This is a genomic window from Methanocalculus natronophilus, from assembly GCF_038751955.1.
Lineage (GTDB): Archaea > Halobacteriota > Methanomicrobia > Methanomicrobiales > Methanocorpusculaceae > Methanocalculus > Methanocalculus natronophilus.
Window position 1 is genome coordinate 26,330 of record NZ_JBCEXH010000006.1, and the last position, 26,583, is coordinate 52,912.

Genomic DNA, 26,583 nt, shown 5'->3' on the forward strand with positions numbered 1-26,583 from the left:
TTTGATAGGGTTTCAGGAAGTTTGTGAGCCTGATCATTCCTCCCCTTTCATACCACCAGGGAAGGGGAGAGCTGCACCAATTGCCGGATCATGCCTCCTGATCCCCTCAATACCCAGCACCTCCCAGATGACCGCCTCAACAACAAGATATACCCTGCAGTCTGTCCTGAGGCATCCGGTGAGCGTGTCACGGCCCCGGCCGACAGTGGCATGGAGATGAAGGGACGGGCCATCCTCACCGGGGTAGATGGTGGCGGTGCCAAGGCACTCCCACCCGCCATCAATTGTTTCATGGTGAGGTACCGGAGGGATGACTGCGTCTTCAGGGCCCGTGACAAGTCCTGCGGAGTGGAGTGCACCAAGGAATGAGAGTACCCCATGGCTGATCTGCTGATCCCGTATGAATGAGCGGGCTGTTTCGATGAGATCCTCGCCTTCATCAAACCTGATGAAGAAGACCCGGCCGACTCTGCCTTCCGAATACTGCATACGGGGAATATGTGCTGTTCATGGATGTTATGGTTTTTGAAAAGACCGATCAATAGTGGTAAAAACCCCTGCGTCACTACCGGATCATAATGGATTTAAAAGATTCGATCCATCCGCTTGGCCCAACCGAGATCGCCATGCGTATGAGAGAGATCGAGATGTATACCGGGAGTTTGTCACCATTTCAGAAGGTGCTCCTTGGAACGGACGGCTCAGTCACCCATCTTCTGTCGCTTGCAACCGAGTCGAATGTGGGGGTGAAGACCCGGCTCCAGGAGGTACTCAGTGCAGATCGTGAGGTATCACGCCTGCTAGCAATTCGCGAGGGTGATTCCGTCAATCACCGGATTGTTGATCTCGGTGAAGGGAAAGGAGGACGGCCACTCATCTATGCCATCTCCTATACCCCGATAGACCGGCTTGCATCAGGGATGAAAACTGATATGATGAAAGCCGATATTCCTATCGGAATAATTCTCAAAAAACACAAAATTGAGTCGCGCCGGGAGATCCTGACTATCGATTCGTATCCGGCAGACGAGCATCTTGCGGATGTCTTTGGCATTCTCCCCGGAGAGCCGCTCTTTGCACGGCGGTACCGGATCATCCATAAAGACGAGCCCCTGATGGTGATCACCGAGATCTTTCCATCCGGTACTTTTGCTGATACGAAAAGAGTCATCGTGGATGCCCCATCCCGCATACACCTTGGGTTGATCGACCTCAACGGGAGCCTGGGACGCGTTGACGGGGGGATCGGGATCACGCTTGACCGGCCGCATATCCTTGTTGAGGCGCGGGCAGCTGACCGGGTATCTGTGCATGGTGGCGATGAAGAGAGCAGGCAGCGTGCAGCAGAGGCAGCAGATGCTGTGATGAATGCCTTTGGACTTACCGGCGGTGCCGGAATCATCCTGCATACCCTCCTCCCACGGCATGCAGGTCTTGGCAGCGGAACACAGATTGCACTGGCAGCAGCAAAGGCCGTGGCAGAACTCTTCGGGAGAGAGGCAACACCACTGGAACTTGCCAGGATCACCGGCCGTGGGGGGACATCCGGGATCGGAACGGCTGCTTTTGATGCGGGAGGGTTCATCATTGACGGAGGCCACCGGTTTGGATCTGATCAGGAGAAGACAGATTTCAGGCCTTCCTCTGCCTCACGCGGGGTGACGCCTGCACCGGTCACGATCCGTCATCCCTTCCCGGAAGACTGGGGGATCCTGCTTGTTACGCCGGATACGGTACCCGGTGCCTCAGAGAAGGCCGAGGTGGATATCTTCTCGGAATACTGCCCGGTACCGCGTGCAGAGGTGCAGGAGATCTGCCATCTCGTGATGATGCAGATGCTCCCGGCTCTTGTCGAAGGCGATATGCATGAATTCGGACGCGTGGTGAACCGGCTCCAGGAGATCGGGTTCAAGCGGCACGAAGTGGAGCTTCAGCCGGATAACGTCCGGAACCTCCCCACCCTGCTCTGTGAGGCTGGTGCATACGGGGCCGGGCTCTCCTCGTTTGGCCCGACGGTCTTTGCAATCATCCGGAAAGGCGATACCAGGGTCGCTGAAGCTGCACGAAGGGCGCTTGCGGGTATAGGCGGCACGGTTGAGGAGGTATCGGCAAGGAACTGCGGGGCAGTTGTGAGGAGGGGATAATCAGGGTAATGATCATCATCGGCCACCGGGGAGCCCGTGCTCTCTGCCCTGAGAATACCATTGCCGCACTCCTCGAGGGGAGCAGGTATGCAGATTATGTCGAGATAGATGTACGGATCAGCCGGGATTCCGTGCCGGTTGTGATCCACGATCCGACGCTGGACCGGACAACCAATGGAACCGGCTTTGTCCGGGATTATACCCTTACTGAGCTGAAGAGGCTCGATGCAGGGGAGGGAGAGCCGATACCAACACTCGCCGAGGTGCTTGCCCTTGATACCGGCGGATGCGGGCTTGTAATCGAGCTGAAGGAGGGGGGCTACGAGGAGCAGGTTGCGGCGATGGTTCGGGAGGCGGGGCTTTCCAGGTTGCTTATCGCCTCCTTTGATGCCGACTGCCTCCGCCGGATCGCTCCCCTCCTCCCGGATGTAGGGATTGGGTATATCTTCCGCTCTCCCGGTGCTGATCCGGTATGGGTGGCGGAAGCTATCCCGGCATCATATATCCTTCCGCAGTTTATGGACGTAACAGAGGAGCGTATGGATTCCGCAGGGAACGCTGATCTCAAAGTGATTGCATGGACACTCAATTCGGAAGAGGAGTTCGAAAAAGCCTCCAAAATCGGAGTGTACGGAGTTGTAACCGATGATCCGCATTCGGCACGGGCATTCTTTGGCTCTTTCAGGAGTGCAGGAGATGCAGAAGAGGCACCATCTGATTCATAGCAGCGATACCGGCAGGAAAAACAGATATCCGGAGTAAGGCAATAGAGATCCTATGCGAACAGCGATCCTTTCGGCAGCGGCAGTTCTTCTCATGCTGCTTGCCGTATCCGGATGCGCCAGCCAGGGTGAATCCATGGAGAGCTCTCCGGCTCAAGCGCTCCAGACAATTTCAGCAGGAGATGCGATTCTGCTGATCAGCCTTGATCCAACCCTTACCATTATTGATGTACGGACAGCTGGCGAGTATGCTGCCGGGCATATCCCCGGTGCAGTGAATATCGATATCTCCTCATCATTTACTGAAGGATTGGGGAAGCTCGATCGAGATGGAACGTACCTCATCTACTGTGCAGCTGGAGGAAAGAGCAGTTCTGCACTCCGGATTATGGAAGAGGAGGGGTTTATGAACGTCTATAATATCAGGAGAGGGATCTCCGCCTGGGAGATGGCAGGGGGAGCCATTGTCAGGTGAAGGGATCGATCATGTTCTTCTGAGCAGATCTGAGAAGACAGCCAGATACCGTGAGGCGGTCAATCCGATGTTAACCGGATCAAGCCTTGCCGCCTCTTTCATTGATGTTTCTGCCTCCTCCACCAATCCAAGCGTGTGAAGCACAATACTTCGATAGAACCACGTATTTGCATTCTCCGGATTATGAGACAGGGCGGCGTCAAAGGATTCAAGCGCTTTAACATACTGGTGAGAATCCATCAATGCCCGTCCATGAAAGTGCCAGGTATATCCACTCTCCGGATCTATTGAGAGATTTTGCTCAAGAAGAGGGAGGGCTTCAGCAGGTCGTTTCAATTCCACCAGCGCCGCACCCATGACATTCTGGAAATTCAGATCCCACGGCCATCTCTTCCGCCCCTCATCTGCCGCCCTGAGCGCCTCATCGAACCGCCGGGCTTGTTTCAGGGAATCACACCAGAGAAGATATTCTCTTTTTGAGTTCCGTAGATCCGGATCGGTTTTTGGTGCAGAATCAGGAGAATCCTTTGGTTTCCTCAGCCTTTCCCGTGCAGTTCGAAGTGCAGGATGATGTTGATCAATCTCCTCTGCCTTTGCAATCGAGGCGGCTGCTTCCCCGCTCCTGCCCATCTCATGGAGGAGTACACCACGGCCAATCCAGGCAGCCGCATCAAGCGGATGAATCTGAATTGAGCGGTCAAATGACTCCAGAGCCTCCTGATCACGCTTGAGACAGGTAAGAGTGGCTGCATGCTTCATCCAGAAACCTGCATGATCCGGTCTCTTCTTCAGGATTTCAGTATAAATATGAAGTACCTCTTCATATTTTCCCGTATTAAGAGCTATTTCTCCCCGTTTGATCATTTTCTGAAGCGCCTTTGGATTGATAGGAACACCTCCGAAGATTCCTGTTATGATTGGTACCAGATTCTTATGATAATACGCCCTTCCCAGTCTTATGATTCCACACCCAAACACCGTCGGGATGACCAACAGAAGAAACAATTTTGATCTCTGCCATCATTGGAATCGTTGATGCCACCTGGAATACAAAAACAACGGTGATATTAATGAGCCAGAAGAGTTGGAAACTACAATCAGTTCTTGCCCTGATTCTGCTATCCGCGATCCTGGGCATATCCGCAACAGCTACTGCCTCCATGTCGGGGTCACTTCAGTCAACTGCAAAGGGCGACAGCGTCTTCATCGAAGGCTATGCCTATGGGAGCCCGGATGCTGGTGTTGCAATCTGGATCTTCGGGCGGAACTTTTACCTGCGGGACACGCAGCATGTTGAAGCCGATGCATACTTCTCATACGAACTCACGGGTTCAGAGACCCTGACGATGGCGCCGGGGCAGTATTTCGTTGTCGTCCAGCACCCGATGAGAACAAACAGGTTCGATGTCATCGAAGATACCACAACGACACCCGGAACAACCTATGTACGGATGAGAGGAACTGTTGGGACAGCCGGCACCGGAGTCTTCACAGCGGAAGGACCCGGCCGGCTCCAGGGAACTGACGCCGCAGAGGCGCTCGTTCGCCTTCTGGACAATCCAAATATCGACGATACCTACATGAGATTGTCGTTTATTCTCGAGGAACCCTGGATCACAATCGACCCGATAGATGAGATATACACCGCGGAGAGGTTTATCATCACAGGTCAGACGAACCTGGCTGCCGGAAGCGATCTCATTGTCGAGATTTCCGGAGCAAAGTTCGGGCCAATGCCAAAGGCAGTCAGAAATCAGGTTCCAGATCCAATTCCGGGAACAGCAGGCGTGGTAACGGTGATCCCAGGAGACGCGTTCCAACAGAGGTTCTTCTTTGAGATCGATTACGGCACCCTCCCCCCTGACGACTACACGGTGAGCGTTGAGTCGGTGAAGACGGGGCATAGTGCCACTGCCACCTTCACCGTCATCGAAGAGATGCCAAAGGCGCCGGAGCCGCCCGTGGCGACGCCAGCACCAACGCCTGCCATTCCAAAGCCAGAGACTCCTGCACCAAAACCAGAGAAGACCCCGCTCCTCTATGCAAGCTTCGCAGCTCTCTTTGTTGTGGCGGTGTTTGGATGGATGCGGCGGTAAAGTGACGTGTGAGAGCTAGTCAAAAAGAGATGGATAACACCTGTTCCGGAGGTTTCCTGCCCGGCAACCATCTTTTGACTATCAAAAACAAGTACGTGAGGAACCAACAGATTCAGCATCTCGCTGAAATGCAAAACAGAAAACATGGAGAAAAACATGGACCCGTCGTGATTCGAACACGAGATCTTCGCCGTGTGAAGGCGACGTCATAACCAGCTAGACCACGGGTCCGGGTGCACTGATTCTATGCTTATTCTATTCTTCATTCTCGGAGATAAGGCTTTTCAAAAGGAAAGAACCGGGTGAAAGGCAGATATGAATAAAAATAGTGAGTATTCAGGGCCCGCCAACCGGCGTATACTCTCCCGTCACCTCGCTCAGGTATACACCCGACCCAAGCCACCACTCATCATTCACCGGGAGGACATAGCCTATTTTCAGCTCCTCGCGGTTCCCTTCATCAGGGTTTGGCCAGATAAAGACAACAAAACCGCCGCCCTCCCCTGCTGCCTCTGCGAGAGACTGGATCACCGTCATGCCATAGATGCATTCCCTGCCGCTGAGATCCATCCCGATTTTTGCAGCCAGGTGCGGATGCCCGATCAGTGTCCCGTCATACCGGTAGGCATAGAGATAATGGCCCTGTTCATTCACAAACCTCCCGTTGAGATCCGATATCTCAGTAAGGGCCGCCTCATCCCCCTCTGATAGAGCATAGAGGGCCCCGTCCTCAACCAGCGCAATCATCCCGGAGACAACCGGGGGGTGCGGCTCATGAGGACTGAGGTCAGTGAGGGCAACACCGGATCCGATCCACCAGCCCTCGCCTGCCGGGAGGACATACCCAAGCTTCGGCTCATAGGTTTCATATGCCGCCTCATCGATCCCGGCCTCTGAGGGGCGCGGATAGAGATAGGTGATGAATCCCCCGCCTGCAAGGGCAACGTCCCGGCCTATCCGGATCACCGGCAGGCCCCGGCTGTCTCTCCAGTCGGATCGGTTAAGCCCGACACTCCGGGTTTCATAGGGATGGGCAAGCAGGATGCAGTCATCATCATAGGCATAAACATACCAGCCGCCATAGGAAAACGCACCATCAGGATCACCAAATACAGCCAGAGCCTCTTCTTTTCCGGCATCTGCCGCATATGATACGGCATCCTGCATATATGACTCAAGTGACGAAATCGTCATGGTCGCATACTGCCCCTCCCCGGATGGACAAACAGAATCAACAGAGACAAAATCATCCGGTACCGGCTCCTCTTCAGCAACACACCCGGCACAGGCAAGCAGCAGCACCAGGAAGAGACCAACAATCCAGTATTTCATTATAGTTGTTCATTGGGAGAAGATGCCAAAAAGATAACGTTTGTGAAAATAGGGAAGAAAAGTGCATCGACCGGGAATTGAACCCGGGCTATTGGCTTGGAAGGCCAAAGTCATACCACTAGACCATCGATGCAATGCGTCATTTATATTGATGCTGAAGAGATTTAAGGATTGTGTAACGAGCGTTCACTGCTTCTGTTTCTTCGGAAAAAAAAAGGAAGGTTGTTACCATCCTCCCCGAATCTCCTGGTTCACCTTTTCCAGGTTTTCGATCCGCTTCTCAAGCGGGGGGTGGGTTGAGAAGAGCTCCATCAGGGACTGGCCGGAGAGCGCAGGGATGATGAAGAACGCATTTGCACCTTCAACCTCCTGTTTCTTCGCCGGTGGAACAGCCTCCATTCTGCTGCTGATCTTCATAAGGGCATTGGAGAGAGCCTGCGGATTATTGGTGATATATGCAGAGCCCCGATCTGCTGCAAACTCGCGGTACCTTGAGAGCATCCGGATGAGCAGGGTTGCCGCAACCCAGACCAGGATCGCAACAATCCAGGCAATGATCCAGGGATTGCCTTCCCGCCTGTCAAAAAGCGAGGCAAAGAGTGCGTTCTGGATGATCAGTGCCGCAACCATCGCAAGGAAACTTGCAATCGTCAGCGTCATCACATCACGGTTCTTGATATGGGCAAGCTCATGGGCAACAACAGCCTCAAGCTCATCCTTTGTCAGAAGCCGCATGATCGAGTCGGTCACAGCCACAACGCCCTTTTTAGGACTTCTGCCGGTTGCAAATGCATTTGGAACCGGAGACTGCATAATTGCCACACGAGGCTTTGGCATATCAGCAGTGGCACAGAGCCGCTCAACCATCCGGTGCAGCTCGGGATACTCATCTTCCTCAACAACCCGTGCACCAGTACTCATCAGCACAAGCTTATCTGAGAAATAATACTGGCTGAATGCCATCACAAAAGCAATTCCTATCAGAAGCTGGAGTGACAGCCCCAGTACAGCACCCAGTACCGTGAGGAAGACGAGGTAGACAAGGAGCAGTAAAAACCACGTTATCATAACCCTCGTCGTGAGGCCAAAGTCGCGCTTCCATTTCATACCCTTTATTTTTCATCTTTGGTAAGATAATACCTGCGAACAGGATCACCATCTGAAGAGAATATTAGTAATACCAGCACACCTATATCGAGTGAGGAATCAGATGAAACTCGATGAAGTGACAATCAGCAGGGCAATTGTCGAGACACACGCACGAATCTTCTCAGAATATCTCGATCTTGACATTGCCATTGTCGGTGGAGGACCATCAGGACTGACATGCGCAGCACTTGCAGCAGAAGATGGACTGCGTGTTGGGATCATCGAGAAGAAACTGTCTGTCGGCGGAGGGATGTGGGGAGGAGGGATGACCTTCCCGCGTATCGTCGTCCAGGAAGAGGCCCGCCGTCTCCTTGACAGATTTGCCATATCCTACGAGGAATACCGTTTAGGATACTACGTCGCCAGCTCAGTTGAATCAGTTGCAAAACTGACTGCTGCTGCCTGTGACGCAGGAGCAGAATTTTTCAACCTTACTTCAGTCGAAGATGTCGTAATCAAGGAAGATGGCAGGGTCAGCGGCCTTGTCATCTCGGGAACACCAGTTGAGATGAGCAGGCTCCATGTCGACCCCCTGACGCTTGCAGCAAAAGTAACCATCGATGCAACCGGCCACGATGCAGTCGTTGCCCATTGTGTCAGGAAGAAGGGAGGAGACCTGGTAATCCAGGGCGAGAGCTTCATGTGGGCTGAACGTGCAGAGACAAATATCATCAGCCACACCCGCGAGATATTCCCAGGACTCATCGCCTGTGGAATGGCAGCAAATGCGGTCGCCGGAGAGGCCCGGATGGGCCCGGTATTCGGAGGGATGCTCCTCTCGGGCGAACGGGCAGCAGAACTTGCCAGGGAACAGCTTGGATGGATGTGAGGGAGGAATGGGGCAATGGAATCTCCGGACCAGGACAATGCAGAGGCGCTTGCCGATATCGCCTTTGGGATCTTCACCATCTATTTTGGAAAGGTAATGGAAGAGGCAGACACGCCGGTCTTCCAGCTGCTCCAATCAGAACCCCAGCTTGTAGAGGCCTGCAGGAAGACGTTTGCGCGTTTTCAGGACGAATATCCGCCTCTGGCAGATGCACTCCTCTCGACAGTCGGCGGGTGTGATGAGATCTGCTGCCTCTACCAGCTTGGTGAGGGCATACTCCCATCGGAGACACACAGAATGCACTGGATCATCCAGGACGCACCCGGAGTCGATCCCGAGTCTGTCAATGCAGAAGATGCAGGCAAATGGCTGATATTTCTCCCGCGAGATACGGCAGATGATATCTGGATATCAGTCAGGGATGAAACCTGGGCAGGAAATCTTGGAATCTCTGCGAAAGTAAGCACAGTCAAGGAAAATCCCGAATCAAGAGACGAGCGGCTTGTCATCTATGTCTATACCAGCGACTGGCAGGATGTTGATGAGGTGATGCGTGTCCGTGAGCGCCTCAGGGATTTTGGGATCACTGATCGTATCGGATATAAACGAAATATCGAAACCTTCGCAGGGGAGTACAGCTCCGCTGGAAAAAGAGTCACATATTACAACGCATAAAAAATAAAAACGAACGGAAAAGGACTATGCCTTCCGTTCCTTGTTCTTTGTTCTGAGCTGGTTTGAACCACATTTCCGGCAGGTTTTTGCGCGGATTGCGTTACGGGCATTGCATTTCATGCAGACCTTGACATTGAGAAGTCGTGCTTCAGCTTCTGGAAACCGTGCCATAGTAAACACCAAGAGATATGCGTTCTTATAAGTGGACGTTTTAACGTCTTAACCATTGTTGTATTCAGTCGCCACGGGAGACGAACCAGTCGCGGAAGAGAGCAAGGGCTTTTCCCCTGTGCGATACGGCGCTTTTTTCTGAAAGCGGCAATTCGGCGAGTGTTCGTGTATCAAATAAGAAGATTGGGTCGTACCCAAATCCTCCCAAACCTCGCGGCGCGCCGGTAATAATCCCGTCAATCCTGCCAGTGAAGACTTCAATCCCCTCGGGAGAAGCATAGGCAATCGCAGTCTCAAAGTACGCAGATCGATCTGCCTCCCCTTCAAGAAGCTTCAGGATACCGCCGTTCCCAATCGTCTTCATACAGTATGCCGCACAGGTGCCGGGAAACCCGTTGAGCGCAGGAACAAAGAAACCGGTATCATCCACAATTAAAGGCCGCCGCAACAGGTTCCATGCAGTTTCAGCTTTTGCACGGGCAACGGATCTGACATCATCATGCCTGAGTTCGGGGATCTCACAATCAACCTGCTCGATCTGCGCGATACCTGAGAAGAATGAGGCGACTTCATCAACCTTGTGAGGATTGCCTGTCACAACGGTGATCTTCAGAGATAGCGCCCCCGGAGTTCGATCTCATGCTCCCGGACAATGACATCATCGGCACCCTCAAACGTCTCCCGGTATCCTTTCATAAACGCCTCTTTCAGAACAGGGGCATCCTCCCTTGTACTTTCGAGTGTCTGGAAGAAGACATGGAGATCAACACCCCGCGCCTCGATCTCAGACGTCACATGGCCAAGGCCGAAATCGATTGGGACAACATCGCCATCTCTTTCGATCATGTTGCTCGTGGTCAGATCACCATGGACGATTCCACCAGTATGAAGCTTCCCGACCATCCTGCCAGCCTCTTCGGCTAGATCAGGGTCAAGCGTATACTTCAGGACAGATCCATTAATCTCCTCCATCACGATCGTATCAGAGGTCAGATCCCTGATCACCGGCGTAGGTACACCGGCACGCCGGGCAGAGACAAGAATCCGCGCCTCTGCCCGGGTGCGCTCGCGGATAAGTTCAGCATCAAGCTGTGGATGGCGGTACCCCTTCTTCAGGCGCCGCTTCCATGCATTCCCTGACGAGAGCGTTACCTGAGCCTCAGCACCCCGAAGGCCAATATCCAGGGCCTCTGCATCAAATACGGATCCGGTATCGCTTCGCCAGGTCACCTCAACCTGATCTGATCGATAGACCGGGTTGACGCATGAGTCCGAAACCGGGATCGTCTGGCCGCTTTCAAGCATGATCCTGCCGGTATAGGCGATCATGGCACCATTGTCGCCCATATAGAGACGCTCAGGCACAGCAAACGATGCGCCCCGCTCCCTGCACATCTGCGCAAGCATCTCCTGCATCCGTGCATTCACCCCGACACCGCCAACCAGGATCACCTCGTTCTTTCCGGTATGGGCAAGAGCCCGCTCTGTCACCTCGACACACATGGCAAACGCCGTCTCCTGGAGACTGCAGCAGACATCCGGCAACGGGGCATCTGCATCCCTTGCAGCAGACACAAGCCCTGAAAACGCGAGATCCATTCCTTTCACCGTGTAGGGAAGCGGGAAGTACGAGCCCTTTTTTGCCAGGTCTTCGACAACCGGCCCGCCGGGATGGGGAAGAGCATGGTGGCGGGCAAACTTGTCAAGCGCATTGCCGATCCCGATATCCAGCGTCTCGCCAAATATCCGGTATCTGCCATTTAAATAACCGAGAACCTGAGTATTTGCACCACTCGCATAGAGTACAATCGGATCAGTAAACCCCGTTTTAAACCTGCCGATCTCGATATGGGCAACACAGTGGTTGACCCCGACAAGAGGCACTCCAAGACCAAGCGCAAGCGAGCGGGCAGCAGTTGCAACCGTTCTGAGGCAGGGTCCAAGGCCCGGGCCCTGTGAGAAGGCAACAGCTGAGATATCATCAGCTTCTGCAAGCGCAGCGCCGATCACATCCTTCATCACAGCCGCATGGTGCTGGGCAGCCTCACGGGGATGAATACCACCATGTGGCGGAGAATAGGCAGAGGACGATATTGTTACCAGATCGTCATCAAAAACAGCGGCACTGAGGTTCCATGCAGTCCCCTCAATTCCCAGTACCTGCCCGATACGAGGCATAGAGAAAAATTATTTGTTAAATTCCGTGAAACCGCACTTTCCACACGAGACACGATCGGAATGGTTCGCAAGGAAGACACCCGGTCCGCAGCGCGGGCAATGCCGTTTCTCTGCTACCGCAGACTCACCATCCACTTTATAGTGTTTATAACGGCCGCCTGCCATACTCACTCCTCCGCTTCTGCTTTCGGCTGACCGCGTGAGAGGAGGAAATCGCGTTCTGTCCGGGTGCGGGCTTCTGCTGTATCATAGATACGGGCAAGACCCTTCCCTGTCCGGGAACCATACTGCATATTGACTGAGTCAAGTACAATCAGGTCCTCCCGGGCATTCTGAAGGGCTCCAAGCTTTCCGGTGATCTGCATTCTTGACGGGGTTGCGCCATCAAACGTCAGGGTAAACTCCAACTCATTCCTCAGCAGGAGTTCATTTCTTGTATTGGCTGTGATGTTAATCTCCATCAATATCCCAGAATTATTCTCCTGATACTTATTTAATACTGGCGTTCTCCCGGGTAAAATACGAGAGAAGAATAGTTGCCTCCTTGCGGGCAGACTCATCAATCTTCCTCATAACAACACCTTCACCGGGCTGGCCATAGAGGACAAGTGCTCCGTCAGGCGATGCGATGACAAGAGGAATAACCGCGAGATCTTCTTCGCCATCCACAAAGACGAGTGCAGGAGGATTGGCAATTGCCTCATGAAGCCCCCTGACCAGATCATCGGTGATGGTACCTGCCGGGTTTGTCACCCTGATGTACCGGGCGCCTGCATAGAGAGGGGTCTTGAGAAATGGTGAGCGCATAGAGTAGCCATCGATGACGACGATGTCAGGATAGATACCGCGCGAGAAGAGTGAGTCTGTGACCACATCACCTACGGTATAGACGACGTTTCCGGCAAGGTATGGAATCACCTGGGAGATATCAGAAAAGAGTGTGCCAAAGGGCTTTCTCAGGAAGTCGCGGCATTCATCCTGGAGGCGGAGCATCAGCGGACCTTCAGAGCATACCTTCCGGGAAGGTCTATATTCATCTTTTCTGCTATCGCGGAATGTTTTGGATCGATGATAACCAGATACCCCTGCCAGTCTGTGGAGAGGTTTGCATCCCCACAGACAACGCACGCCTCCTTATCTGACTCAAGCACCCTGTGGCATTGCCTGCAGACCTGATCCTGCTTCTTACGCGCTGGCATGGCCACCTTTCTCCGAGGAAAGTTTCGCATCTTCATCGGCAAGCCACGATGCGGTTCCAAGCCCTGCCTGCCTCATTGTCAGACCAATCTTGCTCTCACGCGGCTCACGCTCATTTAATGAGAGAGAGACGATCCGCGCCCTGACACTATCTCCAACACCGATTGTCCTCTCAGACTGCTGGCAGACCAGGCGGGAGTTCTTCTCGTCATGATTGATGAAGTCATCTGATATCTGGCTCACATGCAGCATTGCATCAATTGGGCCAAGGCTGACGAACGCTCCAAATCCTGTCGTCTCAACAACAAGCCCCTCAATGACCTCCTGGAGAGCAAGGCGAAGCGCCAGGGCTTCAAACGTGACATCATAGTACACCGCCCCATCCCCGGGGATAATCTCGCCTTCCCCAATCTCGTCAATTGCGGTAACGACAATGAAGATCCCGATCTCCTTATCAATGCTCCCTTCGAGCTGTTCCTGGAGAACATCAAGGAGAACAACCCTGAGATCCTCACCAAGACGGTGGGCGGGAACCCGGACCTTATCGGCTAATTTCAGTTTATAATACATATCTCACACCTATTTTCTGATGAGTTCCAATCGTTTCTGATTTCTTAATACTATCACAGGCAACCCTTTCTGAAGGAGGGCCTCTTTTAATTTCCGATCATTTGTCAGGACATGAGCAGAAAGGGCTTCTGCCTGAATGGCAACGATCTCATCAACCGGGAGATTTGGATTCCCGGGAGGAAGAGTCCTGCACCCTGATGCAAGCGTCAGGCCAAATCGTGCTGCCGCAGCCGATTTCCCCCGACCCTGTGCAAGCGCCCTCAGTTCATGCACCACTTCAGCCGGCACAACCGGCTCATAGGTGCCATAGATCTCCTGCAGGCCGGCGAAGATATCCACACCGGACCGTTGGGGGATCAGGAGCGCATTGGTGTCCAGGAGAACAACTACTCGGTCAGAACCCCCATTCCGATCAGCCGCCATCGACCGCCAACCTGCCTTGATATTGCGATACGGGATCCAATTTCTGCACAAACCGGGCGTTTCAGGACGACATCGACGATATTCTTCCTGGTTCCGGTAACCACACCGACTGTGACAGCAGTCCCCACAGAGAGCATAAGCGGCTCTTTGTGCTTCAGTGGCTCAATCAGCTGCTCAGATGTTGCACCAACGACACGCTCCATCAGGGTGACGTCAAACTTCATCGTATCCCATACCGGCGGTAGTTTTCCGGGATGGCCTGCCACCTGGCCGACGAGCGTATCGCTTTTGGTGATAGCAGGATCAAGTTTTGTGCCAAGACCCGTGAGACCACCCGGTGTTGCCAGGGTGATCTTCTTTGCACCCATGTGCATGGAGCTGATCTTTGTCTGTATAGGCTCCCATTTCGTCTTATTTTCGATGATTTGCTGCCTTCCGGGACGAATCTCGATCTCCTCACCATCACGGAGCAACCCGCGGATCAGCGACCCGCCGATCACCCCTCCACGGATATCACGCCAGCTGGCGGCCGGCTTGTTGATATCAAAGGAGCGCGCAATCAGGAGAACCGGTGGAACATCGGGATCACGATCGATCTCGGGGATCGTCTCATCAAGTGCACCAACCAGTGCCGGGAAGTTGATCCCTTTCTGTGCTGAAACCGGTATGATGGGTGCATTCTCGGCAACCGTCCCTTTCACAAATTTTTTAATCTGCTTATAATTCTCAAGTGCAGCAGCCTGGGTAACAACATCGATTTTGTTCTGGACGATAACTATCCGGGTTATCCCGGTTAATTCAAGCGCCATAAGATGCTCTTTCGTCTGTGGTTGTGGACATGGCTCGTTTGCTGCAATGACAAGCATCGCACCGTCCATGATCGCAGAGCCGGAGAGCATCGTCGCCATCAGGGTTTCGTGACCGGGGGCGTCCACAAAAGAGACCGATCGAAACGGCTCGGTCTTCCCATTACAGACCGGACAATCCGGAAATGTGGATAGCGCATCAGATCCGGTACACGATGGACACCGGTAAAAGGTTACATCCGCATACCCCAGACGGATCGAGATCCCCCGTTTCAACTCTTCACTGTGGCGATCCGTCCAGGTGCCGGTAACCCCTGAGACAAGCGTCGTTTTTCCGTGGTCGACGTGACCGACGACGCCTATATTGACACTTGGTATTGTAGGATCATGCAAAGAAACTCAAACCTCCATAGCCTATATAATCGTTCTTCTCATAGATAATATCTCAGGGTAGCGGAACGATCAGGATACGATCAGGCACCCCCGTTTTTGGAAGGAGTTGAGACCGGCAACACCCCAGAGGACATATGGAGTATGTCAGAACATGAACAATTATTCCGAAATAGTAATATCATAGTGCGAATCAGATACAGTAGGAAATGATATGACCGGAGAATCAGAGTTATCACGAATTGGCATCTCACTCCCGAAGAATCTGCTTGACAAATTTGATGATATCATCGGTATGCGCGGGTACTCATCACGTTCCGAGGGTATCAGGGATGCGATCCGCAGCTACATCACATACTACCAGTGGATGAGTGATGTGAAGGGAGATCGCCAGGGTGTTATTACGATGGTATATGATCACGAACACCGCGGCCTCATCCAGACACTGACAGAGATCCAGCACGACTATATGTCCCTTATCCAGGCATCACTCCATTCCCATGTCACCCATGACCGGTGCCTTGAGGTGATACTGGTGAGAGGGGATGGTAATGACATCAAGGCGGTTGCCGAACGCCTGATGTCGCAAAAAGGTGTTGAATCTGTTAAATTAACAACGATTCCGGTAAACAGGTGAGGGATCAGCCCCCACACTCAACATTATCGTCACAGAGACGTGCACTCTCGGCAGCCAGAGTCTGGCGGATGACATCCTCCTGGATCTCTTCACGCACATCCTTCTCTTTCTTTGGCTTATTCTCTTTCAGGCTGGTTATAGGCGTGAGCATGTCGGCACGGTAGAGAAGATCGGTTGTATCGACAATACAGAAGAGATCACCCCCAATCTCTTCAATACCGGTCACAGTACCGACGGTTCCGGTTCGCCCATACCGGACCGCCTGGCCGGGCTTGATAGCAGTGGTCATGGTTAGCATTGTAGGTACGGGACGGGATAAAGATATTGGGATCGGTTGTTCCATCCACCCCCGGGGGGCTGATTGCCTGGACCTTCAGAGAACCTGCCAGTAGTACCCGGACCCTACCAGTGCACCCTCTGGAGCAGTTTGGCAACCCGCCGTGTTCCTGGCTGCGGCTTCAGGTTATCGGGAAGATGAACAGCATCCCCTTTCAAAGCCGAGAATATCGAGCCAAGTGATCTGCCCATCGAAGGGCCGTATCCGCCTTCAAGCACAAGCGCAATCGGCAGATCCAGTGCATCTGTAATCGTGCGTGCCATCATCCCGAAATCTTTTGGAACAAGATGCATGCCTGCAAGCGGATCATCACTGAGCCCGTCCTGGCCGGATGAGATGATCAATGCATCCGGATCAAACCGGATCATCGCCGGGATAAAAACCTCCCGGAAAACCCAGAGAAAATCAGCTGATGTGCAGCCGGGAAGGATCGGGGCATTTAAGGTGTAGCCTTTACCGGCACCTGATCCTATCTCATCTATCCATCCTGTCCGGGGGAAGCTGTTACTCTGGTGGATCGACATCACAAGCACCCGGTCACTTGTATAGAATGCTTTCTGCGTCCCATTGCAATGGTGGACATCCCAGTCAAGGATGGCAACCCGGTCATAATCCCTGAGAAGGGAGGCTGCAGCAATCGCAGCGCTGTTAAAGAGGCAGAAGCCCATGGCACGATCCGGTTCGGCGTGGTGTCCCGGGGGGCGGCCGAGGGCAAAGGCGCGTTCACCATCAATTGCACGCTCTGCTGCAAAGACAGCCGAACCGGCTGCATATGATGCCACCTCAAAGGAGCGGGGGGTGATATAGGTGTCGGGATCAATAAATCTCACCCCACCAAACTCGGAGAGCTGGCGGATCATCCGGATATGTGCAGGCGTATGCACAGAGGCAAGATCCGCTTCCTCTGCCAGAACCGGGGGATGGATGGTGACGCCATCTGGAATACCCTCACGGAGGGCATCCAGACGGAGTGCGCATTCCGGATGGTTGTCAATATGGTGGAGGGAGAAGATCTCCCCTGAGACAGCAGATGTGCGGGGCATACGGGATCAACAAACTACAGCACTCTTGTCAGGTGCCAGATGAAACTGAGCTGAAATACGATTGCAGACAGAATACTGTCTGGAAAGCATCAGGATTTGGCAGGAACCATGCACGAACAACTCACTCCACAGTCACACTTTTTGCCAGGTTCCGTGGCTTATCAATATCACACCCAAGCGCATCCGCAGTCTGGTAGGCAAGCCGCTGGAGGAGGACAGAGACCGATGCAACAGCAGCCACCTCGTCCTGAGCCGGAACCGGGAGGAAGAGATCCACAAGTTCCGGCAGTTCATCATCACCGGTTAAGCCGATTCCGATCACCGGTGCTCCACGCGCTTTAATCTCCTTAATATTTGAGAGCATCACCGGGTATGTCCTGCCGGGCATCGCAACCGCGATGACAGGAGTATCCGGGGAGAGGAGTGCAAACGGCCCATGCTTCAGCTCGCCTGCCGCATACCCCTCAGCATGGATATAGGTGATCTCTTTCATCTTCAGTGCCCCTTCAAGCGCCACGGGATAGTAGAGACCCCGGCCAATGAAGAAGATAGAGTTCGCACATTTGCAGAGTGAGACTGCCCCGTCAACCGGTATGGTGAGTGCGTCCTCGATCATGACATTCACGCGATCAAGATCCCATTCAGACAGGTTCTCCGAGAGGGAAGAGGCGATCTCAAGACCTGCTGCAAGCTGGGCAATGAACGATTTTGTCGCAGCGACACTCACTTCGGGACCGGCACGGGTATAGATCGTCGCATCAGCGATCCTGGCAACTGATGATCCGACCACATTGGTGATCGCAATTGTGGGGCAGCCGCATGACTTTGCCATCTTCAGTGCGGCAAGCGTATCCGCAGTCTCACCGGACTGGGTAAGACCGATGATCAGGTCAGTGAGCGGTGGAGTATAGTACTTAAATTCTGATCCGATCTCAACCCTGACGGGGATACCGCAGTATGACTCAAGGATGTACTTATAGAGAAGGCCAGCATGATAGGATGAGCCGCAGGCGATGACCGATATCGTCTCTTTTCTCTTTGAGAGGATGGCAAGAGCCTCGTCTGCCTCTCTCACCGCCTGAAGGGTATTGTAGAAGACCTGGGGCTGTTCAAAGATCTCTTTCAGCATAAAGTGGGTGAACCCACCCTTTTTGGCATCCTCAACATCCCAGTCCACCTCTTCTGCCTGACGTGAAACCGGGTTGCCATCATGGAAGATCTGCAGCTCTGATCTCAAAAGGGCAATACAATCGCCATCTTCAAGATAGATCACCCGTCGGGTATACTCGAGTAGGGGAGTGATATCTGATGAACAGAAGAACTCACGATCTCCAATCCCGATCACAAGAGGGCTTCCGTTCCGGGCGCCAACAATTGTGTCGCATCCTTCTGCAGCCACGAGGAGGGCATATGAGCCTTTGAGACGCGGAAGAATCGCAAAGAAAGCAGACCGAAGATCTCCATCAAACTGCTCCTCAACAAGATGGGCAACCACCTCGGTATCGGTATCTGATCTGAAGATATGTCCGCGTGCAAGTAATTCACGCTTCAGTTCTGCATAGTTCTCAATGATCCCGTTATGCACCACCGCAATTCTGCCGGTACAATCAAGGTGGGGGTGAGCATTGCGGTCGTCTGGAACACCATGGGTTGCCCACCGGGTATGCCCAATCCCAATCGTCCCCGGCAGACTGGTAAACGAGGGATCGGCACCAGAGATTCTGCCGCTCTTTTTAGCTACAGAGAGACCTTCATTCAGTGTTGCAAGGCCAAAGGAATCATATCCCCTGTATTCAAGCTTCTTTAAACCCTCAATCACAATTCTGGCTGCCTGGCGATTACCGATATAGCCCACAAGCCCACACATTTCAGATCACCCGCGAGCCATCAGGAATCACTCCTTCAAGCCGCCTGCCAGAACGGACATCGACATTGTTTCCAAGGATGCATCCCGTCAGGACAACAGATGGTTCAAGCCGGACACCTTCGCCAAGAATGGCGCCAAACGTGCCGCGGTGAAGCATCTTCGCATCTCCGTCCCCAAGTGAATAGAGGCCGGATGTCGTGATCGTTGAGAGATGATCAGCTATCAGGCACCCATCCCCGATAACAGAGTCAGAAATCCGGGAATGGGAGCCAACCCTGACATCATCCATAAGAATACTGTTTTCCACAAAAGTGAATGGCTCTATACTGACACGGCTCCCGATACTCACATCAGGTCCGATGACCGTATTTGGGTGGATGACGGTATCATCCCCGATCCTGACCGGACCGGTGATACAGCAGCCAGGGCCGATGGTGGTTCTGGATCCAATTGATACATTCCCCCTTATCGTGACAAGACGGCTTATAGCCCCGCTTTTTTGTGGCTCATTGGTTCTGAGCAGATGCCGGTTCTGACTGAGAAGATCCCATGCATGGATCGCATCATCCCATTCACAGCCCCGGACAGCCCGGATCAAAACACCCTCAGCTATCAGGCGGATGAGGAGATCTGAAAGTTCAAATTCGGAGACAGATTGTATCACTTCAGGTGTGAAGAGATAGAGCCCGCTGCTGACAAGGGAAGGTCCTGTTTCATCCGGCTTCTCGATAAAGGAGGTCACATAATTGTTCTGCACGGTCACGACACCATAATGGGACGGAGAAGAGGAGGAGTTGACCATGATGGCGTTCCCATCTGATCCCATCATCCTGATGGAGTCGGCATCCACGTACGTATCCCCTGAGAGAACGAGTGCCGTATCGTGGATGAGGGGTGCTGCACAGGCGAGGGCATGAGCAGATCCAAGCTGCCGCTCCTGGACGACAACCCGAACCTCATGATCGAGACTGTTTAAATGCCTGATCACCTGCTCTTTCCTGTACCCGACGACGACGATGATATCCCGTATACCGGATGCGAGGAGGGCATCAATACAATAATCGATTAAAGGGCGGTTGCCAACGGGTATAAGCGCCTTTGGCCGGTTTTTTGTTAACGGGCGAAGCCGCCAGCCCTCGCCACCTGCCAGAATAACTGCCTGCATCTTCTCTTACCTCGAAATGATTGTGTCATCGTCATAGACGCCATCAACAAACGAATGTGGCGCAATTCTTGAGTTCGATCCGATGATCGATCCCGTATTGACCGAGCAGTTGATGCCAAAGAGGACATCATCGCCTATGACCGCACCAAACTTCTTTCTTCCTGTGGCAATCCCTCCTGATGACACAATCCCATGATCATGCCGGAGATTGGCAATTTTTGTCCCTGCACCGAAATTGCACCCTGCTCCGATGACGCTGTCGCCGATATAGTTGAAATGAGGGATCTTTGTGCCATGGAAGATGACAGAATTCTTCACTTCCACGGCATGGCCGATATGGCATGAGTCGCCGATAGCAGTCTTTGGCCGGATATAGGCATGGGGCCCGATGATGCAGTTTTTACCTATACAGCAGGGGCCTTCGATATAACTGCCAAAACGTATGACTGTCCCTTCCCCGATTGTGACCTGGCCGGTTATGAAAACCCCTTCCTCGATAAATCCGGCGTTCTCTGCTGCTTCATCCGGGAGGATAGTTTCATGGGCAGCAAGGATATCCCATGGGTAGCCGACATCCATCCATGACCGGAAATGGACAGCAGCAAGCCGGCCCTCGTCAATGTACCTGGTGAGGGCATCGGTCAGTTCGTACTCGCCCCGGCCCGAAAGCCCGATTGTCTGAAGCAGGTCAAATATTTCTGGAGAGAAGAGATAGGCGCCAGCATTGATCATGCTGCTCTTTGGATGCTTTGATTTCTCTTCCAGGTTCACAACCCGGTTGCTTTCAAGAACAACCACACCGTACTCGCCGGGGTTTTCAGTCTCTGCAACTGCCATTGCGGGAGCAGGCAATTCCGAGAGTGCCTCTATCTCGCCGGAACTGACGATCATATCCCCGTTCATCATCAGGAAGCTGCCGGATACAAGCCCTTCGGCAGAAAGGAGCGCATCTGCTGTGCCACGCTGCCTCTTCTGGAGGACATACTCTATCTCAACACCGAGCCCGCTGCCATCACCAAAGTGATCCCGGACAGCCTGTTCCCCGTATCCGACCACCAGGATAAAGCGCCTGATACCGGCATCCCTTGCAGCAATAATTAAGTGTTCAAGCATCGGGCGGTTAGCAAGCGGGATCATCACCTTGGGGCGGTTCGTTGTCAGCGGCCGCATCCGTTTTCCTTCTCCCGCTGCAAGAATGACACATTCAGTTGGTACTGCCATCATGAGACCTTCCGGATCGCTCTTTTTAATCTATCTTCACCTTCTGAAAGAAGACGTTTTGCATTATCTTTCGTTCTGCCTTCCGCGGTCACCCGGACTTTTGGCTCAGTGCCACTTGCACGTACCAGGTACCAGCCGTCCTCCTCCTCCACCCGGAGACCATCTGTTGGGTTCTCTGCACCAAGAGCACGGAGTACTGCTGCTCCATCAGGTGTCGGAATTGATGAGCGCAGGATTGGATACACCGGCATGCCATCAACTTCTTCTGCGAGATCCCATTCACCGGCGATTTCACAGATAAGGGCCGCAGCATAGACGCCATCGGGGCAGAGCGAGTGGGAGGGGAAGATCCAGCTCCCGGAGGGTTCGCCTCCAAGGCTTCCCCAGGAGAGGAGGGCTTCAGAGACATAACTGTCACCAACAGGCGTGCGGCGGACTGTCGCAACCTCGTCAACTGCCATGGACGCATCCATGGTTGTCACCACCTCGCCGAGGTCAAGGTATGACGCAAAGAGCATCAGGAGGTGTTCGCCTGCAATGAACCGCCCCCTGTTATCAAAGGCAACGCACCTGTCTGCATCCCCGTCCTGGGCGATCCCGCAGGCAGCACCGGAGCTCCTGATAACCTGTGGCATATAGGAGAGGTTCTCAGGCAGGGGTTCAGATGGACGCGGAAACAGCGGAGTTGGATCGCAGTTGAGCAGCACGGCAGGAAGATGGCTCTCTTTGAGAAGGGCGGGGGTGATGAGCGATCCTGCACCGCCGCCGCAATCCAGGACAACCGTCATCCCTTCAGGAAGAGAGAGGGAAGAGAGGATTGCGTCCTGGTGCTGCGTCACAATCTCTGATTCGACCCTTGAACCGATGGTTCTCCAGTCAGTCCATGAAGGATCACCGAGGGTCGCTTCAATCTCATGCTGCTCTGCACGTGTGATGGATGAACCATCGGGATTGAAGACTTTTAATCCATTATATTCTTCAGGGTTATGCGAGGCCGTCACCATGATGCCGGCATCTGTATTCCGGGCCGCATAGGCAACAGTCGGGGTCGGCGCAACCCCTCCGGAGAGAACATCAGACCCGGCAGAGAGGAGGCCTGCAATAAGAGATTCGGCAAGTATATGGCCGCTTGATCGCGTATCCCGTGCGACAACCACCTTCTGCCTGCCGGCACCCATGGAGAGGCCGAGACTAAGGGAGAGATCAAGAAGCGTTCTGCCATACTGCATCCTGATCCCCGATGATCCAAAGAGCATACAGAAGATGGGATCAATTCCTAATTATGGTTACTCATCTGCCAAACGGGCACCAGTGCTTCAGGTCCATGAGAGAACAGACTCCGGCAGTTGACGGCCCAAGGAAGACGAACTCTTTTGTCTCAAGATACTGGTCCTGTATAGCGACACCTTCGTCAGAGACAAGACCATCGCCTGCAATAATGATGATATCAGCTTCCTCAGGGCTCGCTGCAATACGGCCCTTGAAGAGATCCGGAATGGAGTTCAGATCCCCAACAGGGTAGACACTGCCTGCATCATACATCCGGAGGAGAAGTTCCCGGCACTCTTCATGGCTGGAGGGCGAACATGCATGCAGCTTCCGTGACATACAGGCAAAGCCTGTCAGGACATTCATGATGGCGCAGGCAGCAGCCCGGGTCTTTGGTTTCTTTAGTGCAGCCTCATACAGAAAAGAAATCTTCGTCTTCCCCTCAAACGGGGTCGTCGTCACCATCTCTGCGGTTCTTCCGCCATACACCGCTTCAAGGCAGACACCTTTTGGGTACTGGCAGGTTGGAACATCAGTATTAATCCAGAGTGAGACGATGCCATCATCGCACCCGCTTCCCTCAAGTTGTTCTTTCAGCTTTTTTACCGCTCTCCTGATAAGTGTCATGGTATCACGCATTCCAAATCCTGAAAAATAACCCTGGCCGGTGAGCCATCAATTCCCCTGAATGGCAGAGGCAGGGCGATCATCATATACATTCCTTCCGGAATCCCCTCAAGCTGCAGGAGTTCGATGATAAGAACACCTGCTGCGAGGAGTATCCTGTGAACCTCACCATCACCATCAGGCGCTTCTATGGAGGGAGCATCGGTTCCAACTGCCACAACCCCAAGCTCAACGAGCGTGCGGGCGTCATCAGGTGTCAGGTACCCGTATTCATCGGGGCGGTCAAAAGACCATCCCGAGTGGATAACAAGCCTGTATACACCAGGGGGAAGCTCCCCTCCGATACCAGCCTGAATCCTGCCGGGTGGCACCTGCTTCAGGAGACATGAGCCGATGCAGGCGTCTGGCGGAATCTGCTCAATCGACGCCCCACCGGGGAGATAGTGGCGTGGTGCATCGATATGGGTGCCGGTATGGCTTCCCATCCTGATTTCTGAGACAGAAACACCATCCTTCTCCTCCATGGAGAAGGCAACCACGGGATCCCCCGGATAGCGGTAGAGTTCCTCTGAGATGATCCGGGTTGCATCATACAGCCTCATCTCTCACTCCACCCGTACCTGCCGATCAGCGGGACGAACCGGACCGGCTCAAATGATTCACGGAGATAATTCTCACCCTGCCGTCTGATACGGACGAGATACTGGATATCAGCATCACCAACAGGCGCAACAAGCCGTCCGCCCTCTGCCATCTGTGAGAGAAGGGGGGATGGAACCTCCGGGGTTGCAGCAGTGAGCAGGATGGCATTGTAGGGAGCACCGTCTGGAAACCCTGTTGTTCCGTCACCGATAATGACGCGGACACCGCTGATTCCAGCCTTCCTGAGGTTTTCCTCTGCGTTCTGTGCCACCGCCCCGATCCGCTCAATTGAGATGACTGCGCCTGCAAGTTTGGCAAGCAGCGCCGCCTGGTATCCACTACCGCACCCGATCTCAAGAACCAAATCATCTGGTTCCAGCTCCAGAAGTTCGGTCATCCGGGCAACGATATATGGCTGGGAGATCGTCTGGCCGTGGCCGATTGGGAGAGGACGGTCAAGATCCGCATCCTCTTCCATGCCGGAGGGGACAAAGAGATGGCGTTTTACCTCTTCCATGCATGAGAGAACCCGTTCGTCCTGTATCCCGCGACGCCTGATCTGGGTATCGACCATCGCCTTTCGCCGGAGTCCAAACGGGTCACTCATCATCAGAATCCTTTTTCAGCCGCATCAATGGCGGCGTCTATCTGTTTCTGGAGGGTTTCGGGGAGACCGCTGATACGGACATCCAAAAAGCCCCTGATAATGGTCGCAGTCGCCTCGTCCTCGGAGAGGCCACGTGCCATCAGGTACTCTATCTCATCACGTGCTATCTTGCCAACAGCTGCCTCATGCGAGAGCTCGCAGTCCACGACGCGGCCTTCGATCTCGGGGATTGCGTGTATCGTTCCATCTTTCAGGATTAAGGCGCGGCACTCGATATGGCCCTTTGTATCCTTCACTGATCCAAGGATGTGGCCGCGGGATATGATTGTTCCGCCGGTTGTGATCGCACGGGTGATCAGTTCAGCTGTCGCCCCTTTTGCAGAGAGGATGGCGCGGGAACCGGTGTCCAGGTACGAACCAGGGGTTGCCAGCATGATGCTGGAGAACCGGGCAACAGCACCTTCTCCCCGGAGTTCTGCTGTCGGATACATCTGGACCTTCTTTGCAGGCACCATGCAGACATAATTTGAGAGGAAGACGCCACGCTCTTCAACAATTGTCACACTGCGGGGGTAGACCTCGATCGATTCTCCCCAGGTATGGATCATGGTTGAGGTGACTTTGGCATCTTTTCCGACATAGATCTCGGTGACACCGTAGTGTGCCCCCTTCATCGTCTTCATCGAGCTTGCACACCCGGCAATCAGGTGAAGCTCAGCACCCTCCTCCGCAATGATGATGTTATGGACATACTGGATGTCATCCTTTGCAAGGAAGAGGCATGTCTGGAGCGGGTAGACTGTCTGGCTGCCTTTTCGCGCAATCAGGACATAGCCTTTCGGCTCCCGTGCAGCAATATACTGTGTGATCTCATCTTTGTCACGCGGTACAGCCTTCCAGTAATAGTCCTCAAGCCACGCATACTTCTCAAGCGCTTCAGCAATCGGCAGAATCTCGATCCCTTTCGTGCCGGTTGATGCATGATGGATATGCCCGTCCACCTGGAGAAAACTCCCGGATCGGCCTTCCAGCGATTCTGTCTGAAGACCTGTTAGCTCGATCCGTTTCAGATCGTCGCTTTCGAGATCAGAATACCCCTTCATAGTCTCTGGCATTCGATACACTCCTTATATCCTTTGCTCTGGATCATCTTGAGAATCTCCCGCGGGTTTCCATGGCATTTGAAGGTTCCGTCACACATCACATGCCCGATATCAGCGTCAATATAATCCAGAATATAGCCTGTATGGGTGATGATCAGCCCGCTCTTCTTCCTCTTGATGATATGCCTGTCCTTCTCGACAAGACCGGCGACGGTATCGCCAAGCAGGGCCATATTCTCAAGATCAACACCACTCTCGGGCTCGTCAAGCATCACGAAATCCGGCTGCTGTATCATCAGCTGCAACACCTCGCTCCGCTTGATCTCGCCTCCTGAGAATCCCTTGTTGATGTCACGTTCAAGGAACGTATCCATGTTCATTCTGCGGGCATACGTATCGACACGGTCAGCATCGCCTTTTGAAGTGACAGAAAGCAGTTTTCCAAGCTTCAGTCCCGAGATGGTTGGCGGCCTCTGGAAGAGCAGGCCGATGCCAAGTTTCGCACGTTCGTGGATTGGTATTCTGGTAATATCCTGCTCTTTAAAAAATATCGAGCCTTCGGTTACCTTTGATGTACCAAAACCCATGATCGCCCTGAGGAGTGTCGTCTTCCCCGACCCGTTTGGCCCCATCAGGACATGTGTTTCACCCTCCCTGATGGTGAGGTTGATATCGTGAAGCACTTCCCTGCCTTCGACCTCAACATGAAGGTCCTCAATCTCCAGCATAGAAAATCATGTAGTAATCAGCCCTGAGGATGTAAAAAGGCTTGTTTAGGAGAAGCGATCGACCCTGTATACTGCGCTCAGGAATATCCTTAAAAACAACTCCATTTGGAGAACAAGAGAAGATATGAGGGGAAAGGTGATTTTTGTACCGGGCTTCACTTTCGCCCCCCGCCCGAAAGG

General features: G+C 53.4%; 32 protein-coding genes and 2 tRNA genes. 7 read left to right on the forward strand and 27 right to left on the reverse strand.

Annotated features, from left to right (window positions below; all coding sequences use genetic code 11):
• Positions 1 to 33: 33 nt before the first annotated feature.
• On the reverse strand, positions 34 to 489 hold the full coding sequence (locus ABCO64_RS07665) for a PPC domain-containing DNA-binding protein (RefSeq protein WP_253459092.1): 456 nt from the start codon (positions 487 to 489) through the stop codon (positions 34 to 36).
• An 89-nt stretch (positions 490 to 578) separates the two neighbouring features.
• Here ABCO64_RS07665 and ABCO64_RS07670 point away from each other — a divergent pair, with 89 nt between their 5' ends.
• From ABCO64_RS07670 to ABCO64_RS07680, 3 genes are read left to right on the forward strand one after another with little or no spacing between them, the layout of a single operon-like run.
• A complete protein-coding gene (locus ABCO64_RS07670; protein ID WP_253459095.1) occupies positions 579 to 2,144 on the forward strand; it encodes a beta-ribofuranosylaminobenzene 5'-phosphate synthase in 1,566 nt (521 codons plus the stop codon).
• 8 nt (positions 2,145 to 2,152) lie between these two features.
• Positions 2,153 to 2,869 (forward strand): glycerophosphodiester phosphodiesterase, encoded by a 717-nt coding sequence (locus ABCO64_RS07675; protein ID WP_253459098.1) that lies wholly within the window; start codon positions 2,153 to 2,155, stop codon positions 2,867 to 2,869.
• Positions 2,870 to 2,921: 52 nt separating this feature from the next.
• Entirely contained in the window at positions 2,922 to 3,341 is a 420-nt protein-coding gene (locus ABCO64_RS07680) for a rhodanese-like domain-containing protein (protein WP_253459102.1), read from the forward strand.
• A gap of 9 nt (positions 3,342 to 3,350) precedes the next feature.
• Here ABCO64_RS07680 and ABCO64_RS07685 read toward each other — a convergent pair whose 3' ends face one another.
• The gene (locus tag ABCO64_RS07685) at positions 3,351 to 4,205 is read right to left on the reverse strand and encodes a tetratricopeptide repeat protein (protein ID WP_343089317.1); all 855 of its coding nucleotides are present in this window, start codon (positions 4,203 to 4,205) and stop codon (positions 3,351 to 3,353) included.
• Between the two features lie 206 nt (positions 4,206 to 4,411).
• Between ABCO64_RS07685 and ABCO64_RS07690 the strand changes: the two genes are divergently transcribed.
• A complete protein-coding gene (locus ABCO64_RS07690) occupies positions 4,412 to 5,437 on the forward strand; it encodes a hypothetical protein (RefSeq protein ID WP_253459108.1) in 1,026 nt (341 codons plus the stop codon).
• 157 nt (positions 5,438 to 5,594) lie between these two features.
• Here the strand turns inward: ABCO64_RS07690 and ABCO64_RS07695 are convergent.
• From ABCO64_RS07695 to htpX, 4 genes are all read right to left on the reverse strand, one after another.
• Positions 5,595 to 5,668 (reverse strand) — tRNA-Val (locus tag ABCO64_RS07695).
• Between the two features lie 105 nt (positions 5,669 to 5,773).
• Positions 5,774 to 6,769, reverse strand: a complete 996-nt coding sequence (locus ABCO64_RS07700; protein ID WP_253459111.1) for a cache domain-containing protein — start codon at positions 6,767 to 6,769, stop codon at positions 5,774 to 5,776.
• Between the two features lie 62 nt (positions 6,770 to 6,831).
• Positions 6,832 to 6,902: transfer RNA gene (locus ABCO64_RS07705), tRNA-Gly, on the reverse strand.
• Positions 6,903 to 6,994: 92 nt separating this feature from the next.
• Positions 6,995 to 7,876 (reverse strand): zinc metalloprotease HtpX, encoded by an 882-nt coding sequence (gene htpX / locus ABCO64_RS07710; protein WP_253459114.1) that lies wholly within the window; start codon positions 7,874 to 7,876, stop codon positions 6,995 to 6,997.
• A gap of 103 nt (positions 7,877 to 7,979) precedes the next feature.
• Here htpX and ABCO64_RS07715 point away from each other — a divergent pair, with 103 nt between their 5' ends.
• Both ABCO64_RS07715 and ABCO64_RS07720 read left to right on the forward strand, forming a co-directional pair.
• Positions 7,980 to 8,747 carry a sulfide-dependent adenosine diphosphate thiazole synthase gene (locus ABCO64_RS07715; protein WP_253459117.1) on the forward strand — a complete coding sequence of 256 codons (768 nt, stop codon included), beginning with the start codon at positions 7,980 to 7,982 and terminating at the stop codon, positions 8,745 to 8,747.
• Positions 8,748 to 8,762: 15 nt separating this feature from the next.
• Complete coding sequence (locus ABCO64_RS07720) at positions 8,763 to 9,422, forward strand: putative phosphothreonine lyase domain-containing protein (protein ID WP_253459120.1); 660 nt, start codon at positions 8,763 to 8,765, stop codon at positions 9,420 to 9,422.
• A 24-nt stretch (positions 9,423 to 9,446) separates the two neighbouring features.
• Here ABCO64_RS07720 and ABCO64_RS07725 read toward each other — a convergent pair whose 3' ends face one another.
• The 10 genes from ABCO64_RS07725 to ABCO64_RS07770 all read right to left on the reverse strand — a co-directional run bounded on the left by ABCO64_RS07725 (position 9,447) and on the right by ABCO64_RS07770 (position 15,160).
• On the reverse strand, positions 9,447 to 9,593 hold the full coding sequence (locus tag ABCO64_RS07725) for a 50S ribosomal protein L40e (RefSeq protein WP_253459122.1): 147 nt from the start codon (positions 9,591 to 9,593) through the stop codon (positions 9,447 to 9,449).
• 64 nt (positions 9,594 to 9,657) lie between these two features.
• Positions 9,658 to 10,191 carry an RdgB/HAM1 family non-canonical purine NTP pyrophosphatase gene (gene rdgB / locus ABCO64_RS07730; RefSeq protein ID WP_253459125.1) on the reverse strand — a complete coding sequence of 178 codons (534 nt, stop codon included), beginning with the start codon at positions 10,189 to 10,191 and terminating at the stop codon, positions 9,658 to 9,660.
• A gap of 11 nt (positions 10,192 to 10,202) precedes the next feature.
• Positions 10,203 to 11,771, reverse strand: coding sequence for a bifunctional N(6)-L-threonylcarbamoyladenine synthase/serine/threonine protein kinase (locus tag ABCO64_RS07735; protein WP_253459127.1), 1,569 nt, complete (start codon positions 11,769 to 11,771; stop codon positions 10,203 to 10,205).
• Between the two features lie 9 nt (positions 11,772 to 11,780).
• On the reverse strand, positions 11,781 to 11,936 hold the full coding sequence (locus ABCO64_RS07740; protein ID WP_253459129.1) for a 30S ribosomal protein S27ae: 156 nt from the start codon (positions 11,934 to 11,936) through the stop codon (positions 11,781 to 11,783).
• Positions 11,937 to 11,938: 2 nt separating this feature from the next.
• Complete coding sequence (locus ABCO64_RS07745; protein ID WP_253459131.1) at positions 11,939 to 12,232, reverse strand: 30S ribosomal protein S24e; 294 nt, start codon at positions 12,230 to 12,232, stop codon at positions 11,939 to 11,941.
• Between the two features lie 28 nt (positions 12,233 to 12,260).
• Entirely contained in the window at positions 12,261 to 12,764 is a 504-nt protein-coding gene (locus ABCO64_RS07750; RefSeq protein WP_253459133.1) for a GTP-dependent dephospho-CoA kinase family protein, read from the reverse strand.
• Complete coding sequence (spt4, locus tag ABCO64_RS07755; protein WP_253459136.1) at positions 12,764 to 12,970, reverse strand: transcription elongation factor subunit Spt4; 207 nt, start codon at positions 12,968 to 12,970, stop codon at positions 12,764 to 12,766. The genes ABCO64_RS07750 and spt4 overlap by 1 nt, the downstream gene beginning before the upstream one ends.
• The gene (locus ABCO64_RS07760) at positions 12,957 to 13,538 is read right to left on the reverse strand and encodes a DNA-directed RNA polymerase (protein ID WP_253459138.1); all 582 of its coding nucleotides are present in this window, start codon (positions 13,536 to 13,538) and stop codon (positions 12,957 to 12,959) included. Before ABCO64_RS07760 ends, spt4 begins: the two co-directional genes overlap by 14 nt.
• A gap of 9 nt (positions 13,539 to 13,547) precedes the next feature.
• Positions 13,548 to 13,961, reverse strand: coding sequence for a type II toxin-antitoxin system VapC family toxin (locus tag ABCO64_RS07765; RefSeq protein WP_253459141.1), 414 nt, complete (start codon positions 13,959 to 13,961; stop codon positions 13,548 to 13,550).
• On the reverse strand, positions 13,925 to 15,160 hold the full coding sequence (locus ABCO64_RS07770; RefSeq protein WP_253459144.1) for a translation initiation factor IF-2 subunit gamma: 1,236 nt from the start codon (positions 15,158 to 15,160) through the stop codon (positions 13,925 to 13,927). The genes ABCO64_RS07765 and ABCO64_RS07770 overlap by 37 nt, the downstream gene beginning before the upstream one ends.
• A gap of 211 nt (positions 15,161 to 15,371) precedes the next feature.
• Between ABCO64_RS07770 and nikR the strand changes: the two genes are divergently transcribed.
• On the forward strand, positions 15,372 to 15,794 hold the full coding sequence (nikR, locus tag ABCO64_RS07775) for a nickel-responsive transcriptional regulator NikR (protein ID WP_253459147.1): 423 nt from the start codon (positions 15,372 to 15,374) through the stop codon (positions 15,792 to 15,794).
• A 4-nt stretch (positions 15,795 to 15,798) separates the two neighbouring features.
• Here the strand turns inward: nikR and ABCO64_RS07780 are convergent, their stop codons facing one another.
• The 11 genes from ABCO64_RS07780 to ABCO64_RS07830 all read right to left on the reverse strand — a co-directional run bounded on the left by ABCO64_RS07780 (position 15,799) and on the right by ABCO64_RS07830 (position 26,403).
• Positions 15,799 to 16,083 (reverse strand): DUF2098 family protein, encoded by a 285-nt coding sequence (locus tag ABCO64_RS07780; RefSeq protein WP_253459151.1) that lies wholly within the window; start codon positions 16,081 to 16,083, stop codon positions 15,799 to 15,801.
• Positions 16,084 to 16,196: 113 nt separating this feature from the next.
• Entirely contained in the window at positions 16,197 to 17,174 is a 978-nt protein-coding gene (locus tag ABCO64_RS07785) for a histone deacetylase family protein (RefSeq protein WP_253459154.1), read from the reverse strand.
• Between the two features lie 121 nt (positions 17,175 to 17,295).
• Entirely contained in the window at positions 17,296 to 19,041 is a 1,746-nt protein-coding gene (gene glmS, locus ABCO64_RS07790) for a glutamine--fructose-6-phosphate transaminase (isomerizing) (RefSeq protein ID WP_253459158.1), read from the reverse strand.
• 1 nt (position 19,042) lies between these two features.
• Positions 19,043 to 20,206, reverse strand: coding sequence for a sugar phosphate nucleotidyltransferase (locus ABCO64_RS07795; protein WP_253459162.1), 1,164 nt, complete (start codon positions 20,204 to 20,206; stop codon positions 19,043 to 19,045).
• A gap of 6 nt (positions 20,207 to 20,212) precedes the next feature.
• Entirely contained in the window at positions 20,213 to 21,430 is a 1,218-nt protein-coding gene (glmU, locus tag ABCO64_RS07800; RefSeq protein ID WP_253459165.1) for a bifunctional sugar-1-phosphate nucleotidylyltransferase/acetyltransferase, read from the reverse strand.
• The gene (locus ABCO64_RS07805; RefSeq protein ID WP_253459168.1) at positions 21,427 to 22,683 is read right to left on the reverse strand and encodes a phosphopentomutase/phosphoglucosamine mutase; all 1,257 of its coding nucleotides are present in this window, start codon (positions 22,681 to 22,683) and stop codon (positions 21,427 to 21,429) included. The genes glmU and ABCO64_RS07805 overlap by 4 nt, the downstream gene beginning before the upstream one ends.
• 34 nt (positions 22,684 to 22,717) lie before the next feature.
• Entirely contained in the window at positions 22,718 to 23,335 is a 618-nt protein-coding gene (locus tag ABCO64_RS07810; RefSeq protein ID WP_253459171.1) for a hypothetical protein, read from the reverse strand.
• A complete protein-coding gene (locus ABCO64_RS07815; protein ID WP_253459173.1) occupies positions 23,320 to 23,925 on the reverse strand; it encodes a cyclase family protein in 606 nt (201 codons plus the stop codon). Before ABCO64_RS07815 ends, ABCO64_RS07810 begins: the two co-directional genes overlap by 16 nt.
• The gene (locus ABCO64_RS07820; protein WP_371922866.1) at positions 23,922 to 24,575 is read right to left on the reverse strand and encodes a protein-L-isoaspartate(D-aspartate) O-methyltransferase; all 654 of its coding nucleotides are present in this window, start codon (positions 24,573 to 24,575) and stop codon (positions 23,922 to 23,924) included. Before ABCO64_RS07820 ends, ABCO64_RS07815 begins: the two co-directional genes overlap by 4 nt.
• Positions 24,575 to 25,687: a SufB/SufD family protein gene (locus ABCO64_RS07825; protein ID WP_253459176.1), complete on the reverse strand. Its 1,113-nt coding sequence runs from the start codon at positions 25,685 to 25,687 to the stop codon at positions 24,575 to 24,577. Before ABCO64_RS07825 ends, ABCO64_RS07820 begins: the two co-directional genes overlap by 1 nt.
• Positions 25,672 to 26,403, reverse strand: a complete 732-nt coding sequence (locus tag ABCO64_RS07830; protein WP_253459179.1) for an ABC transporter ATP-binding protein — start codon at positions 26,401 to 26,403, stop codon at positions 25,672 to 25,674. The genes ABCO64_RS07825 and ABCO64_RS07830 overlap by 16 nt, the downstream gene beginning before the upstream one ends.
• Positions 26,404 to 26,583 lie beyond the last annotated feature (180 nt).

What these genes read in the sequence shown, in the direction of transcription:
- ABCO64_RS07665 (WP_253459092.1), bottom strand. Translation starts at nt 489, where the DNA reads ATGCAGTATTCGGAAGGCAGAGTCGGCCGGGTCTTCTTCATCAGGTTT.
- ABCO64_RS07670 (WP_253459095.1), top strand. Translation starts at nt 579, where the DNA reads ATGGATTTAAAAGATTCGATCCATCCGCTTGGCCCAACCGAGATCGCC.
- ABCO64_RS07675 (WP_253459098.1), top strand. Translation starts at nt 2,153, where the DNA reads ATGATCATCATCGGCCACCGGGGAGCCCGTGCTCTCTGCCCTGAGAAT.
- ABCO64_RS07680 (WP_253459102.1), top strand. Translation starts at nt 2,922, where the DNA reads ATGCGAACAGCGATCCTTTCGGCAGCGGCAGTTCTTCTCATGCTGCTT.
- ABCO64_RS07685 (WP_343089317.1), bottom strand. Translation starts at nt 4,205, where the DNA reads ATGATCAAACGGGGAGAAATAGCTCTTAATACGGGAAAATATGAAGAG.
- ABCO64_RS07690 (WP_253459108.1), top strand. Translation starts at nt 4,412, where the DNA reads ATGAGCCAGAAGAGTTGGAAACTACAATCAGTTCTTGCCCTGATTCTG.
- ABCO64_RS07700 (WP_253459111.1), bottom strand. Translation starts at nt 6,769, where the DNA reads ATGAAATACTGGATTGTTGGTCTCTTCCTGGTGCTGCTGCTTGCCTGT.
- htpX (WP_253459114.1), bottom strand. Translation starts at nt 7,876, where the DNA reads ATGAAATGGAAGCGCGACTTTGGCCTCACGACGAGGGTTATGATAACG.
- ABCO64_RS07715 (WP_253459117.1), top strand. Translation starts at nt 7,980, where the DNA reads ATGAAACTCGATGAAGTGACAATCAGCAGGGCAATTGTCGAGACACAC.
- ABCO64_RS07720 (WP_253459120.1), top strand. Translation starts at nt 8,763, where the DNA reads ATGGAATCTCCGGACCAGGACAATGCAGAGGCGCTTGCCGATATCGCC.
- ABCO64_RS07725 (WP_253459122.1), bottom strand. Translation starts at nt 9,593, where the DNA reads ATGGCACGGTTTCCAGAAGCTGAAGCACGACTTCTCAATGTCAAGGTC.
- ABCO64_RS07735 (WP_253459127.1), bottom strand. Translation starts at nt 11,771, where the DNA reads ATGCCTCGTATCGGGCAGGTACTGGGAATTGAGGGGACTGCATGGAAC.
- ABCO64_RS07740 (WP_253459129.1), bottom strand. Translation starts at nt 11,936, where the DNA reads ATGGCAGGCGGCCGTTATAAACACTATAAAGTGGATGGTGAGTCTGCG.
- ABCO64_RS07745 (WP_253459131.1), bottom strand. Translation starts at nt 12,232, where the DNA reads ATGGAGATTAACATCACAGCCAATACAAGAAATGAACTCCTGCTGAGG.
- ABCO64_RS07750 (WP_253459133.1), bottom strand. Translation starts at nt 12,764, where the DNA reads ATGCTCCGCCTCCAGGATGAATGCCGCGACTTCCTGAGAAAGCCCTTT.
- spt4 (WP_253459136.1), bottom strand. Translation starts at nt 12,970, where the DNA reads ATGCCAGCGCGTAAGAAGCAGGATCAGGTCTGCAGGCAATGCCACAGG.
- ABCO64_RS07760 (WP_253459138.1), bottom strand. Translation starts at nt 13,538, where the DNA reads ATGTATTATAAACTGAAATTAGCCGATAAGGTCCGGGTTCCCGCCCAC.
- ABCO64_RS07765 (WP_253459141.1), bottom strand. Translation starts at nt 13,961, where the DNA reads ATGGCGGCTGATCGGAATGGGGGTTCTGACCGAGTAGTTGTTCTCCTG.
- nikR (WP_253459147.1), top strand. Translation starts at nt 15,372, where the DNA reads ATGACCGGAGAATCAGAGTTATCACGAATTGGCATCTCACTCCCGAAG.
- ABCO64_RS07780 (WP_253459151.1), bottom strand. Translation starts at nt 16,083, where the DNA reads ATGACCACTGCTATCAAGCCCGGCCAGGCGGTCCGGTATGGGCGAACC.
- ABCO64_RS07785 (WP_253459154.1), bottom strand. Translation starts at nt 17,174, where the DNA reads ATGCCCCGCACATCTGCTGTCTCAGGGGAGATCTTCTCCCTCCACCAT.
- glmS (WP_253459158.1), bottom strand. Translation starts at nt 19,041, where the DNA reads ATGTGTGGGCTTGTGGGCTATATCGGTAATCGCCAGGCAGCCAGAATT.
- ABCO64_RS07795 (WP_253459162.1), bottom strand. Translation starts at nt 20,206, where the DNA reads ATGCAGGCAGTTATTCTGGCAGGTGGCGAGGGCTGGCGGCTTCGCCCG.
- glmU (WP_253459165.1), bottom strand. Translation starts at nt 21,430, where the DNA reads ATGATGGCAGTACCAACTGAATGTGTCATTCTTGCAGCGGGAGAAGGA.
- ABCO64_RS07805 (WP_253459168.1), bottom strand. Translation starts at nt 22,683, where the DNA reads ATGCTCTTTGGATCATCGGGGATCAGGATGCAGTATGGCAGAACGCTT.
- ABCO64_RS07810 (WP_253459171.1), bottom strand. Translation starts at nt 23,335, where the DNA reads ATGCGTGATACCATGACACTTATCAGGAGAGCGGTAAAAAAGCTGAAA.
- ABCO64_RS07815 (WP_253459173.1), bottom strand. Translation starts at nt 23,925, where the DNA reads ATGAGGCTGTATGATGCAACCCGGATCATCTCAGAGGAACTCTACCGC.
- ABCO64_RS07820 (WP_371922866.1), bottom strand. Translation starts at nt 24,575, where the DNA reads ATGATGAGTGACCCGTTTGGACTCCGGCGAAAGGCGATGGTCGATACC.
- ABCO64_RS07825 (WP_253459176.1), bottom strand. Translation starts at nt 25,687, where the DNA reads ATGCCAGAGACTATGAAGGGGTATTCTGATCTCGAAAGCGACGATCTG.
- ABCO64_RS07830 (WP_253459179.1), bottom strand. Translation starts at nt 26,403, where the DNA reads ATGCTGGAGATTGAGGACCTTCATGTTGAGGTCGAAGGCAGGGAAGTG.